General features: G+C 74.9%; 9 protein-coding genes. 2 read left to right on the top strand and 7 right to left on the bottom strand.

The window, feature by feature from the left end; translation table 11 throughout:
- Window positions 1–9: 9 nt before the first annotated feature.
- Both H7X46_RS20070 and H7X46_RS30825 read left to right on the top strand, forming a co-directional pair.
- Complete coding sequence (locus H7X46_RS20070) at window positions 10–1065, top strand: DUF917 domain-containing protein (RefSeq protein WP_186360864.1); 1056 nt, start codon at window positions 10–12, stop codon at window positions 1063–1065.
- Window positions 1062–2615 carry a helix-turn-helix domain-containing protein gene (locus tag H7X46_RS30825; RefSeq protein WP_186360863.1) on the top strand — a complete coding sequence of 518 codons (1554 nt, stop codon included), beginning with the start codon at window positions 1062–1064 and terminating at the stop codon, window positions 2613–2615. Before H7X46_RS20070 ends, H7X46_RS30825 begins: the two co-directional genes overlap by 4 nt.
- Window positions 2616–2624: 9 nt before the next feature.
- Here H7X46_RS30825 and H7X46_RS30405 read toward each other — a convergent pair whose 3' ends face one another.
- The 7 genes from H7X46_RS30405 to H7X46_RS20030 all read right to left on the bottom strand — a co-directional run bounded on the left by H7X46_RS30405 (window position 2625) and on the right by H7X46_RS20030 (window position 12513).
- Entirely contained in the window at window positions 2625–4346 is a 1722-nt protein-coding gene (locus H7X46_RS30405; RefSeq protein WP_186360862.1) for a CdaR family transcriptional regulator, read from the bottom strand.
- A gap of 13 nt (window positions 4347–4359) precedes the next feature.
- The gene (locus tag H7X46_RS20055; RefSeq protein ID WP_186360861.1) at window positions 4360–6684 is read right to left on the bottom strand and encodes a xanthine dehydrogenase family protein molybdopterin-binding subunit; all 2325 of its coding nucleotides are present in this window, start codon (window positions 6682–6684) and stop codon (window positions 4360–4362) included.
- Window positions 6681–7157: a (2Fe-2S)-binding protein gene (locus H7X46_RS20050; protein WP_186360860.1), complete on the bottom strand. Its 477-nt coding sequence runs from the start codon at window positions 7155–7157 to the stop codon at window positions 6681–6683. The genes H7X46_RS20055 and H7X46_RS20050 overlap by 4 nt, the downstream gene beginning before the upstream one ends.
- On the bottom strand, window positions 7154–8026 hold the full coding sequence (locus H7X46_RS30820) for an FAD binding domain-containing protein (RefSeq protein WP_222131369.1): 873 nt from the start codon (window positions 8024–8026) through the stop codon (window positions 7154–7156). The genes H7X46_RS20050 and H7X46_RS30820 overlap by 4 nt, the downstream gene beginning before the upstream one ends.
- Window positions 8023–9147, bottom strand: a complete 1125-nt coding sequence (locus tag H7X46_RS20040) for a DUF917 domain-containing protein (RefSeq protein WP_186360859.1) — start codon at window positions 9145–9147, stop codon at window positions 8023–8025. The genes H7X46_RS30820 and H7X46_RS20040 overlap by 4 nt, the downstream gene beginning before the upstream one ends.
- A complete protein-coding gene (locus H7X46_RS20035; RefSeq protein WP_186360858.1) occupies window positions 9144–10733 on the bottom strand; it encodes a hydantoinase/oxoprolinase N-terminal domain-containing protein in 1590 nt (529 codons plus the stop codon). The genes H7X46_RS20040 and H7X46_RS20035 overlap by 4 nt, the downstream gene beginning before the upstream one ends.
- 139 nt (window positions 10734–10872) lie before the next feature.
- Window positions 10873–12513 (bottom strand): cytosine permease, encoded by a 1641-nt coding sequence (locus H7X46_RS20030; protein WP_186360857.1) that lies wholly within the window; start codon window positions 12511–12513, stop codon window positions 10873–10875.
- Window positions 12514–12600 lie beyond the last annotated feature (87 nt).

Raw genomic sequence — 12600 nt, 5'->3', positions numbered from 1 at the left:
TTCGGGGTCGTGTGGGAGCTCACGGCCGACGACGTCGGGTCGCTGGCGCGGGGCGCCGCGCTGATGGGATCCGGTGGCGGAGGCAGCACGCGGGCGGCCGCGTCGTTGCTGCGGCACCAGCTCGAGCGGGGCGGGCCCGTCCGCGTCGTCTCCCCGGCGGAGCTGCCCGCCGACGCCCACGCCGTCCCGGTGGGCCTCGTCGGCTCGGTCACCGTGTTCGAGGAGAAGCCGGCCGGCGGCCGCGAGTTCGCCCGGGCGGTCGCCGCGCTGGAACGGCACACCGGTGTCGCGTGCACCGCGGTCGTGGGGTTCGAGGCGGCCGGGGTGAACGCGCTGCTCGCCGCGATGGCAGCCGCGACGCTGCGGCTGCCGCTCGTGGACGCCGACGGCATGGGCCGGGCGTTCCCCGAGCTGGAGCAGACGACGTTCTACCTGCACGGCAGCCCGATCGTCCCGGTGGTGGTGGCCGACGAGAAGGGTGCGGTGCTCGTGATCGACGGCGTCGACGGTCTCGTGGCCGAGCGGCTGACCCGGGCCGCCGTCGTGACGCTCGGCGGCTGGGGGCTCATCGCGCTCGCCCCGCAGCGTGCCGGCGCCCTCGCGGAGACGGCGATCCGCCGCAGCATCTCGCGTGCACTGGACATCGGCCGCCGGCTCGATGCGGGCGACCGGGCCGGGATGCTCGCCGAGTACGGCGGCCGCACCCTGCTGCGGGCCCGGATCGTCGAGGTGGAACGGTCGGCGGGGCGGCGGTTCGGCATGGGCAGCGCCGTCCTGGAGAGCCTGGACGGCGACGGGCGCACCGCGCGGCTGGAGTTCCAGAACGAGAACCTGCTGCTGCTGGAGGACGGCGAGGTCCGGGCCGCCGTCCCGGACCTGATCTGCCTCCTGGCCCGGGAACGGGGCCGGTCGCTCACCACCGAGGAGATCCGGTTCGGGCTCGAGGTGGACGTCCTGACGCTGCCGGGTGCGCCCCAGTGGCGGACCCGGCGCGGGCTGGGGCTGGTCGGGCCGCGGGCCTTCAGCTACGACGTCGACTACGCCGTCCCCGGGACCGTCCGGTGAGCGCCCCGGACGCGGGCCGGCGGCTGCGCCCGGCCCACCTGCTGGGGCTCACCGAACTCGCCGGTGTGGACCTCGTCGCCGGCGCGGCGGGGCTCGAACAGGAGATCGCCGACGTCGCGCTGGTGCACACCCTCGGCGACGCGGACCGGCTCCGGACCGGCACCCTGGTGGTCACCGCGTTCCGCGCGCCCGCCGGTTACGAGCTGGACGTCTTGGTGCGCGCGGCCCACCGGCGCGGCGTTGCCGGCCTGGTCGCGGTCGGCCGCGGGCGGATCCTGGGCTCGACCCGCCGGATGTCCGACCGGCTGGCGGTCCCCCTGCTCGCGCTGGCCGACGCCGACCCGCTGCGGGTCGCCGGCGCGATCGCACGGCACGTCGACGAGCCACGCCACCTCGCCGTCGAACGGCTGGTGGCGGTGACCCGGCGGCTGCCGGGCGCCCCGGCCGATGCCGACCAGATCCTGCGACCGGTGCGGGAGGCCCTCGGCGTGCCGGTCGCGCTGCTGGGCCGGGACCGCACGGTGCTCGCCGGCGACGCCGGGACGGACGTCACCGGGTGGCCGCTGGTCCCGCACCCCGACGTCGCCGACATCCCCGGCGGCCACCGGATCCTCGTCCCGGTCGTCCTCGACGACCCCGTCCGGCCCGAACTGTGGCTGGCCGCCGGGTTGCCGCCCGCGCATCCCGCCTGGCTGGACGGCGCCGTGCAGCTGCTGCGGGTCGTCGCGTTCGCGGTCGCCGCGCTCACCGCCCGCCAGCGCGTCGAGGGTGAGCGCGACGCGCGGGACCGCAGCACCCTGCTGACCGAGTTGATGGACGGCGGCCAGGCGGTCGGCCGGCCCACCGTGGAGCGGGCGCTGCGCGCCGGCTGGCGGCTCGACGGCTGGCACACCGGGTTCTACCTGCGGCTGGGCGGGGAGGGGTCACCGCACCCCACCGCGACGGCCGTGCTCGACCGGGCGCTGCGCGCCGAGGGTGTCGCCGGAGCGCTGGCGGAGCGGGCCGACGGCTGGGCCGGGTGGATCACCGCGGACACCGAACCCCCGTCCACCGACTACCGGCTCGCCCGGGAGGCGGTCGCCCGGGCCCTCGACGCGGTGCACGACGAGATCCCGCTGGTGGGCGGCCTCGGCCGCCCGTACGAGGGGCGCGACGGTGTCGCCCGCACCCTGCAGGAGGCCCGGGAAGCGAGCCTGTTCGCCGGGGTGACGCCCCGCTCCGGCCGGGTCGAGCACGTCGACGGGCTGGGCGCGCGCCGCTACCTGGCCCGCTGGCACCAGTCCGACGCCTTCGGCTCCTACGCCCGCACGCTGCTCGCCCCGCTGCTCGACCACGCCGACCTGCTGGACACCCTGCACGTCTACCTGGACCGCGAGTCGTCGGCGACCTCGGCGGCGACCGCGCTGGGGATCCACCGCAACACGGTCAACCAGCGCGTCGAACGGGCGCAACAGCTGCTGGCGGTGGACCTGACCCTCCCGGACGACCGCCTGGTCGTGCAGCTCGCCTGCCGGGTGCTCCGGGGGACCGGTGGCGGAACGCCGGGCTGACCGCTCCCGCTAGCCGGACGCCCGCTGCTCGTTCCCTGTCCACTGCGGACGCTCACCCGAGCCCTCCAGGAGCCGCAGCTGCAGCTCCGCGACCAGCCGCTCCGCCGGATCGGAGAGGTCGAGCCCGCTGAGCTCCTGGATGCGGCGCAGCCGGTACCGCAGCGTGTTCCGGTGCACGAACAGGATCCGCGCCGCGTCCGACAGGTCCGACGCCGCGTCGAAGTACGCCCGCAGCGTCGCCAGGTAGTCGGTCCGCCGCGTGCGGTCCAACTCCGCGAGCGCGACGACCGGCCCGGAGAGGAGCTGGGGCCGGTCCCGGGCGAGCTCGCGCAGGAGCGCGAGCGTGACCTGCGGGCGGAGCTCGCCGCAGGTCGCCACGGTCCGGCTGCGGTCCTCCGCGAGCAGTGACAATGCGCGGTCGACGTCGCCGCGGCTGTCGACGAGCCCGTCGAGCGTGCGGCCCGGCGTGTCCACGGCCGCGACGAGGTCGACGCCGAGCTGGTTGCCGATGAGCGTCACGACCTCCCGGGCCGTCGCGACCAGCGTCGTGCCCGCGCCGTCGTCCGCAGGGGTGCCGCCGGCCGGCACCGGGACGACCCCGTACACGTGCCCGCCGTCGACCACCGTCCCGGCGCCGGGGCGGGCGGCGACGGCCCCGCGCAGCTCCAGCTGGTCGCGGACGTACCGAGGCTCGACCTGCGGATCCCGCCAGCCGTGCCGGGGGCGGAACCCGACGAGGGCGAAGCGCGTGTCCGCGGAGACCTGGAGGTGGGCAGCGAGCGACGCCGTGTCGGCGCGGCCGTCCAGGGCGCGGGCGAGCAGCTCCGCCCGCGCCCGGCGGCCCGGGTCCTGGCTCGCGCCGCCGCGCATCAGGTGGGCCGAGGCGACCCGGGCGACCTCGACGAGCAGCCGGGCGTGGCGGGGGCCGAGCGTCTCGTCACCCTCGGCCACCCACACGTAGCCGACCACGTCGATCCCGGCCCGCACCGGCATGACCAGGCGGCAGCGGTTCCCCGGAGGGTCGATCCGGACCGGCGTGTCGGTGTGGCGGATCCGCACGGCGGTGCCGGTCTCGCGCAGCCACACCAGGAAGTCCTCGGGCGGCAGGCGGGTGAGGATCGACCGGGTGCGCAGGTCGTCGAGCTCCCCGGGCAGGTTGGAGAACGCGAGCACGCGCAGAGCGGCGTCGTCGATCTCCACGGGTCCGCCGAGGGCCGCGGCGGCGGTGTTCGCGACCGCGTACAGGTCCTCGGCCGCCGATGCGGCGAACCCCGCCGTTCCCGGGCGGGTGTCGATCGCGACCCGCAACCGCGCGTGCACCTGGTCCCAGCCGAGGTCCCGGGAGGCGACCAGCACCGTCACCCCCGCCCGCTCGGCCTCGGTCCGGACCCACGCGAGGTTCACCGGCCCGCGGATCGCGACGGCGGCGACGCCGGCGGACCGCCCGGCGGCGATGAGCCGGGACAGCTGCGGAGACGCCGGCACGAGACCGACGGCCAGCACCAGGTCGCCCGTCGCCAGCGTGCTGTCGGCCGCGTCACCGGTGTCCGCGTCGGAGGCGTCCCAGATGTGGGCACGGGTCACCGTCGCGGCGAGCCCGCCCGGCGGTGCGCAGAGCACGTCCAGGGCGTCCGTGCCGAACTCGGCGAGCACCTGTCCCAGCGTCGGACGGCGCTCGTCGTCGGTGGCCACCGGCCGGAGCGGGGACCGCGCGTCGAGTGCGAGCGTCATGGTCGGTTCCTCCTCACTCGAGGCGCTCCGTCTCCGGGGCGCCCATCGCCTCCAGGACCCGGAACGGCGACAGCGGCAGCTCCCGGACCGGCCGGCCGAGCGCGTCGGCGACCGCACACGCGATCACCGCGGCGACCGGGAGGATCGACGGTTCGGCCGCCCCCTTGGCCCCGAACGGACCGGACTCGCACGGGTTCTCCAGGATCTCCAGGTCGATCGGTGGCACGTCCAGCGCGGTCGGGAGCCGGTAGGTCTCCAGGCCGGTGTCGAGCACCCGGCCGGCGTCGTCGATGCGCAGGTCCTCGAACAGCGCGTAGCCGAGACCCTGCGCGACCCCGCCGTGGACCTGGCCCTCGATCATCGTCGGGTTGATCGCCCGCCCGACGTCCTGGGCGACGACGTAGCGCAGCACGCGCACGTGACCGGTGTCCGGGTCGACCTCCACCTCCGCCAGGTGCGCGTGGTAGGAGGCGGCGGTGAAGTGCGTGAACAGCGCTCCGGTGAGGCAGCTCGCGTCGAACGGGATCGGCGGGGCCATGAACCGCCCGGTCGCCGAGATCGGCCCGTGGGAGAACATCGCCGCGCCGGCGACCGCGGCGAGGGTGACCGCGGTGTCCGGCGCGCCCGCCACGGTGACCGTGCCGTCGGTCAGCTCCAGGTCGGCCTCGTCGGCCTCGAGCAGCGCGGCGGCCGTGTGCAGGATCTGGCGGCGCACCTGGGTCGCGGCGTCGTTGGCCGCGCTGCCCATGCCGTAGGTCGTGCGGCTGCCCTGCGCGCCGTGGTCGTAGCCGCCGGTGTCGGTGTCGGTCGCGGCGACCAGCACGTCGTCGACGTCGACCCCGAGCTGTTCGGCGACGATCTGCCGCACGCCGGTGGTCACCGCACCCGTGCCGATCTCGGCCCCGGCGCAGGTCAGCATGATCGTGCCGTCCTCGGCCAGGCGGACGGCGGCCTCGGCCGGTCCCGGGTTGGTGATCCACGTGACCGGGACGACCGCGACGCCGCGCAGCGGCCGGGCCGACGCGGTGAGCTCCGCCCACGGTGCGCGGCGGTCCACCGACTCGAGCGCCTCGACCAGGAAGGCGTCGTCGAGCACCTGGCCGTTGACCATCTCGTCCCCGCGGCGCAGCACGTTGCGCAGCCGGAACTCCCGGCGGTCCAGGCCTGCCTCCCGGGCGACGTGGTCGAGGTGGAGCTCCTGGGCGTGGACGCAGTACACGCCGTTGACCCCGCGGAAGGCGGCAGTCGGCGGCGTGTTGGTGTAGACGACCTGGCTGCGGTACCGCGCGGCCGGGATCCGGTAGGTGCCACCGAGCACGAGCGGGGCGACGCCGGCGCAGGCGACGGTCTCACCGCTGGAGTTGGCCCCGTTGTCGGCGACGACGTGCCCGTCCTGGGCGAGGATCCGGCCCTCGGCGTCGACGGCGGTGCGCAGCCGCACCACCGCGTTCTCCCGCGGCCCGGCGGTGCCGAGCTCGTCGGCCCGGTCGTTGAGCACGCGGACCGGCCGGCCCGCGCGCCGGGCCAGCACGCAGGCCAGCGGTTCCAGCAGGGCGTCGAGCTTGCCGCCGAACCCGCCGCCGATGGTCGGTACGACGATCCGGACCGCCGAGGGGCGGACCCCGAGCAGCTCGGCGACGCGGGCACGCACCAGGTAGGGGAACTGGCTGGGGGTGTGCACGACGAAGCGACCCTGCTCGAAGCGGGCGACCGCGGTGTGGGGCTCGATCGGGCTCTGGTGCTGGCGCGGCACCCGGAACTCGTCGGTGACCACGCGGTGGGCGGCGGCGAACGCGGCGTCGACCTCGCCGCGTTCCACGCTCGCCTCCCAGGCGAGGTTCCCACCGCGCGGTCCGGGGACGAACGTCTCGTACCCCGCCCAGTCCGGGTGGATCAGCCGGGTGCCCTCGTCCAGCGCGGTCTCGAGGTCGAGCACGGGCTCGAGCGGCTCGAGCTCGACCTCGACGGCTGCGGCGGCCGCGGCGGCCTGTGCGGCGGTGTCGGCCGCGACCGCCGCGAGGGGCTCGCCGACGTAGCGGATCTCGTCGGCGGCGAACAGGGTCTGGTCCTTGACCACGAGCATGCCGGAGCGGCCCGGTGCGTCGGCGGCGGTGACCACGGCGTGCACGCCGGGCATCGCGGCGGCCCGTGACGTGTCCAGCCGCACGATCCGCGCGGCCGGGACGTCCGCGCGGCGCACCGCGGCGTGCAGCATCCCGGCCTCGACGTGGTCCATCCCGTAGATCGAGGTGCCGCGGACCTTGGCGTCGCCGTCGGCGCGGCGCACCCGCCGGCCGATCGTCCGGGTGGCGGCGCCGTTGTCGGTGTGCAGGCTCATGACCGTGCCTCCCGCAGGGTGCCGGCCGCGGACAGCGCCGCGTCGATGATCTTCTGGTAGCCGGTGCAGCGGCAGATGTTGCCGGTCAACGCCTCGCGCACGTCCTGCTCGTCCGGGTCGGGATGCGCCTCCAGCAAGCTGCACAGGCTCATCACCATGCCGGGGGTGCAGGCACCGCACTGCACCCCGCCGCACTCCAGCAGCGCGTCCTGCACGGGGTGCAGCGGCGCGTCCGGCGCGGCGACGCCCTCGACGGTCTCGACCGGTTCGCCGGCGGCGAGGGCCACCGGGAGCAGGCAGGACACGACGGTGCGGCCGCCGACCCGGACGGTGCACGCCCCGCAGCGGCCCTCGCCGCAGCCGCGCTTGGCGCCGCGCAGGTCGAGCTCGTCCCGCAGGACGTCGAGCAGCGGGGTCATCGCGGGGGCGTCGACGACGACCGGGCGGCCGTTGACGGTGAGCTCGTAGGTCATGACTCCTCCGTGCGGCCGGCGCCGGCGGCGCGTGCCGCGGCGCGTTCGAACAGGGCGGGCAGGACGGCGGTGCGGTACCAGCCCGGGGCGTCGAGCCCCTCCCGCGGCCGGCACGCAGCGGCCGCCGCGGCGCCGGCCGCCCGGGCACGCCCGGCGTCCAGTGGACCGCCGACCAGGCCCTCCTCGGCCTCGGGGGACCGGCAGGCCACCGGTTCCACGCTGCCCAGCGCGACCCGGGCCGCGGTGACGACGCCGTCGGACAGCTCCACGGCCAACGCGACCGAGGCGATCGCGTACTCGCCGCCGCCGCGCACGGTCAGCCGGGCGTAACCGGAGCGCTGTGCCGCGGGCGCGTCCAGCTCGACGCCCGTGATCAGCTCCCCGGCCGGGCGGGTCGCCCGCCCGGCCAGCCAGGACGCCAGGTCGGTCTCCGCGCGGCCGCCGGCGGCCGCGAGCCGTACCCGGGCGTCCAATGCCAGCAGCGCGGGCACGAGGTCGGCCTCGGCGAAGCCGCGGGCACCGAGGTTCCCCCCGACCGTGGCGACGTTGCGGACCTGCGGGAACGCCGACATCGCCGCGGCCTGGCGGAGGGCGGCGAGCGCCGGTGGGGCCGGCCGGTCCGCGAGCGCGGCGTGCGTCGTCATCGCGCCGACGGTGACGGGGCCGTCCCCACCGATCCCGCGCAGCTCGGCGATCCGGTCGAGCGCGACGCCGGTGCGGGCGACGGGTTCACCGCGCAGCCCGGCGCGCATGACCCAGGTGGCACCGGCGAGCGGTGCCGCGTCCGGACCGAGCTCGGCGAGCAGGGCGACGGCCTCGTCGACCGTCGCCACCCGGCGGACCTCGGGTGGGGCCTGTGTGGACGTCACGACGCACCTCCGGCGGGCACGGCGTGGCTCCGGGCGATCTTCTCCATCGGGACGAACTCCTCGGTCAACCCGAAGGCCTGGGGCCCGAACACGTCGAGCGCCTCCGGGGTGCGCATGATGTCGGGGGTGGCGATCGCGAAGACGCAGACGCGCTGGCCGTACCGCAGTGCCTCCGCGGTGATCGGCTCCCCGGTCTCCAGGTGCAGCGCGGTGATCAGGTCCGGTACGACGGTGGCCACCTGCCCGTCGACGCGGGCGACCAGGTACTCGTTCTGGAAGGCGATCTCGCAGGTCCGGTCCCCGGTGAACGCCGCGAGCCGCGCGACGCCGCGGGTGAACCCCTCGACGGTCCCGCGGTCGACGTCGACGACCTTCCCGGTGAACAGGGCACGACCGTGCTTGTAGGGGGTGTCCGCCAGGGTCCCGGTGAGCACCTCGATCGGGTCGCGGTGCTCCTCGCGGGCCGTCCGCAGGGTCCGGCCGAGGCGCAGCGCTAGCGAGAGGGTGCCCGGGATGGCGGTGCGCTTGACGTCCGCGCCGCTCATCGCGTACTCGGCGATGTAGCCCACCCCGCCCATGCGGATGGTGAGGGCCCGGGCGAACGCCTCCATCTTGCGGTTGTCCGATCCGGTGTCGACCAGGGCGGTGTGCCCGCGTTCGTCGGCGATCGCCAGCGGCGAGCCGTCGATGCCGTAGACGGCGAAGGTCTCCATCTGCAGCTCGGGGAACGCCCGGCCCATCCCGTCCGCGTCGACCACCGGCAGGCCGGCCTGCGCGGCGACGAGCAGCGGGATCGTCGAGTTGATGCCACCGGACTCGATCGGCATGGTCGCCGTCGCCGTCCGGCCGAGGTGGGTTTCCAACCGGCGCAGGGCGGCCACCGGCTCGGTGCCCCGGGGAAGCCGCTCGAGCAGCACGCTGGGCGCGCCCATCAACGCCGTCGGGATGACGAGGGCGTCGTCGTCGAGATCGTCCGGGCTCAGCACGGTGATCGTGTGCCCGCGCAGGGCCTGGGTGACGAGCGTGCGACCGATCTGGGGATCGCCGCCGCCGCCCGTACCCAGCAGCGCGGCGCCGCGCACCAGGTCGGGCAGGTCGTCGGCGGCCAGCTGGTAGCTCATGCGAGGGTGCCTCCGCTCACGACGGTTCCCGTGGTCGACGGGGCCAGAACCAGGTCACCGACCGCACGGACCCGGATCCGGGTGGCGTTGCCGGGCAGGTAGGCGATGGGTACCTCGTCGACGTCGACGATCTGCACCGAGCCGGGGTCCGCGCCGGCGGCGGTGGCCCGGTGCCGGGCTTCGTCCTTGGCCTCGCCGAGGACGGCCTCGCGCCGGCCCGGTTCCACCGAGAAGATGCGGTCGACCTCGCCGCCGACCTGGGCGATGGCCGCACCGATGGCGTTCGCGACGGCGAACCGCTCCGGACGGTGCACCTCGTCGACGCCGGGGAGCACGTCGGGCAGCAGGATGCTGCCGCCGCCGACGAGGACGACCGGCAGCGGGGCCGCGCTCGTGCGCATCCGGTCCACGATCCGCGCGGTCTCGGCGGCGATGCGGTCCAGACCGGCCCGGACGCTCGACCGGTCCAGACCCGCGACGGCCGCCCGGTCGCCGACCTCGGCCATCCCGGCGGCCACGGCCAGGTCACTGGCCGTGAGCGTGGACCCACCGAAGATCAGTGCCTCCTCGCGGAGCCGGAAGCCGACGCTGTCCGGCCCGACCATGACGTCGTCGCCGTCGCACCGGATCCGGCTGCCCCCGCCGATACCGACGGACAGCACGTCGGGCATCCGGAAGTTGGTCCGCACACCGCCGACGCTCACCTCGGCGGTGGCTTCCCGGGGGAAGCCGCCGTGCAGGATGCCGACGTCGGTGGTGGTGCCACCGACGTCGACGACCGCGCAGGTGTCCAGCCCCGAGAGGAAGGCCGCGCCCCGCATCGAGTTCGTCGGCCCGGACGCGAAGGTCGCGACCGGGTACTGCCGGGCGTACTCGACGTCCATGAGCGTGCCGTCGTTCTGGCTGAGGTAGAGCGCGCAGCGGAATCCCTCGCCGGCCAGTGACGCGGCCAGCCCGTCGCAGATGTGCTCGGCGAGCTCGCGCAGGCAGGCGTTGATGATCGTGGCGTTCTCGCGCTCGAGCAGGCCCATCCGGCCGATCTCGTGGGAAAGGCTGACGTGCGCGTCCGGGAGCTGCTCACCGATGATCGCCGCGGCCTCCTGCTCCATCGATGCGTTGACCGGGCTGAACACCGAGGAGATCGCGACGGACCGGATCCCGCGGCCGGCCATGTCCTCCGCGGCGCGGCGCAGCTCGCTGCGGTCGATCGGCGAGATCACCCGGCCGTCGAACTCGTGGCCGCCGTGGCAGAGGTAGGCCTGCCCGTCGACGGCGCGGACGAGCCGCTCGGGCCAGTCGCAGAAGGGCGGCAGGGCCGCGGTGGCCGGCAGGCCGAGGCGGACCGCGGCGGTCGGGGCGAGCCGCTGCGCCTCCGTGATCGCGTTGATGAAGTGCGTGGTGCCGATCATGACGGCCGTGACGTCCGCGGGGTCGAACCGGCGTCGCTCGCGCAGCGCCCGCAGCGCCCCCACGATCCCGGACGTGACGTTCGCAGTCGTCGCGGACTTGACCTCCGCCAGCACCGCGGGCCCGTCGAGCAGCACGGCGTCCGTATTGGTGCCGCCGACGTCGATTCCGATGCGCATGCCGGAAACCTACGGCGACCGGTGATCCAGCACACGAGACAAAGTGCTGCAACTCGATGTTCGATCAGTGCACAGTGCTGCGGCCGGTGACCGGAGCGAGGAGCTCGGTCACCGGCCGCGACCGGGGAGCGGGTACCGGTCAGCCCGGACGCGGTCCCGGCACGGGCCGCTGCGCCTCCGCGCGCGCAGCCGCCGCGAAGGCGGCGTCGGCCTGCGCGTGGTCGGCACAGATCGCGGCATGGCCGGCAGAGGGATCCCGGTCCATCTCGACCGCCACGTACGAGCGGTCGCAGACGTGGCACCGGATGCGTGTCTCCCACATGTCCTCGACCTCGTCGCGGGGGTCGTGCGGGCGGTGCAGCACGGCGCGTCCGCGCTGGCGGTCGACGAGGGAGCCGGCGACCTGGACGGCGGCCGAGACCCCGAACGCCAGTGGCAGGGCCCAGGTGCCGGTCCACGACGTCTGGTCGCCGAAGGCCAGCAGCGCGAACCCGGTGAACGTGCCGGCCGCCCAGGCGGCGAGGCCGACCCGGTTGTAGCGCGGGACGCGGCCGGGACGCCATTCCGCCCGTGCCGGATCCGCACCCGTCCACCTGGCCGTCGAGATGAAGGCCAGCGCGCAGGCCGTCCAGGTCACAGCGAGCACGGCCTGGTAGCGCAGCGCGACGAGGATGTAGTCGAACACGTTGCTCAACATGATCAGGTAGACGATGCCGCCGACGACGACGCCCCAGGTGATCCGGCTCAGCCGCACCCGGGTGATGCGGGACTGGAAGCTCTCCAGGTTGATCACCGAGAGGTAGAAGTTCGTCGTGTTGATCCGGGTCTGGCTGACCCAGACGAACGCGACGCCGGACAGGCCCATCAGCCCCACGATGCCCAGCACGCCGGACACCTCGGTGAGCTCGCCCTCGGTCGGGATGGTCAGCGCGACGAAGATCCCCGCGACACCGTTGACGACGATCGTGACCAGGTAGAAGACCGGGCCGAACGTGATCCAGGAGTGGAACCGCTCGTCACGGCGGGTCGGGCGGCCGAGCCGGGCGTAGTCCCACGTCGCCATCATCAGCACGAAGTCGGCCAGGTAGACGGTGAACGCCCACCACCAGCCCGGCCCGCTGACCGCCACCGTCTCCGGGCGCTGCGTGAGCCAGGCGCCGTCGTAGCCGAACTCGGCGATCGTCCATCCGACGGCGCCGGCGAGCCCCAGGACGTAGAACGGGAACAGGGCGCCGTTGAACTTGTCGAGGAACAGCCGCAACGGGCCGAAGATCAGCGGGACGCTGTAGAGGACCACGACCAGGTACCACAGCGGCAGGGGGAGCACCCCGAAGTACGCCTCCAGCGCGATCGCGATGACCGATCCCTCGAAACAGGCGAAGTAGACCGCGGTGGCCGCGACGAGGATCGGGGCCAGGATCGAGCCGCGGGACCCGAACAGCGCCCGGGAGAACAGGTTGGAGGTCAGGCCGGTGCGGGCGGCGTAACGGGAGAAGACCGCGTTGATGCCGCCGTACGCGGCTGCCGCCAGGACCATGCCGATGATCGCGTCGACGGTTCCGACGGCCAGCGCGACGAGCGCACCGAGGATCAGCCAGAACATGGCGCTGGCGACCGCCCACCACGCGCTGGCCAGCGAGAGCCGTCCCATCCGCCAGCTACGCGGCGTGACGTGCAGCGTGTAGTCCTCGCGGGCGGCCTCGTCGACGACTCGGGGATCGTCGGTCGACGAGACCGTCAGCGGCGGAAGGCCCCGGTCCGGACTCTTCTCGACTGTCATGGCTGGCTCCAGGTGAACCTCGGATCGGCGAAGACGGCACGAGGCCGCCGAGGTGAAGCCTGGGTCACCGGTCCGGGAGCGGCCGTT

Source organism: Pseudonocardia sp. C8 (assembly GCF_014267175.1).
In the GTDB taxonomy this organism is placed as follows: Bacteria; Actinomycetota; Actinomycetes; order Mycobacteriales; family Pseudonocardiaceae; genus Pseudonocardia.
Note: the sequence above shows the minus strand (reverse complement) of the source record. Positions and strands in the feature narration are given on the sequence as shown.

Coding starts and splice junctions, on each gene's coding strand:
- H7X46_RS30405 (WP_186360862.1), bottom strand. CDS start 4,346: ATGACGCTCGCACTCGACGCGCGGTCCCCGCTCCGGCCGGTGGCCACC.
- H7X46_RS20055 (WP_186360861.1), bottom strand. CDS start 6,684: ATGAGCCTGCACACCGACAACGGCGCCGCCACCCGGACGATCGGCCGG.
- H7X46_RS20050 (WP_186360860.1), bottom strand. CDS start 7,157: ATGACCTACGAGCTCACCGTCAACGGCCGCCCGGTCGTCGTCGACGCC.
- H7X46_RS20040 (WP_186360859.1), bottom strand. CDS start 9,147: ATGAGCTACCAGCTGGCCGCCGACGACCTGCCCGACCTGGTGCGCGGC.
- H7X46_RS20035 (WP_186360858.1), bottom strand. CDS start 10,733: ATGCGCATCGGAATCGACGTCGGCGGCACCAATACGGACGCCGTGCTG.
- H7X46_RS20030 (WP_186360857.1), bottom strand. CDS start 12,513: ATGACAGTCGAGAAGAGTCCGGACCGGGGCCTTCCGCCGCTGACGGTC.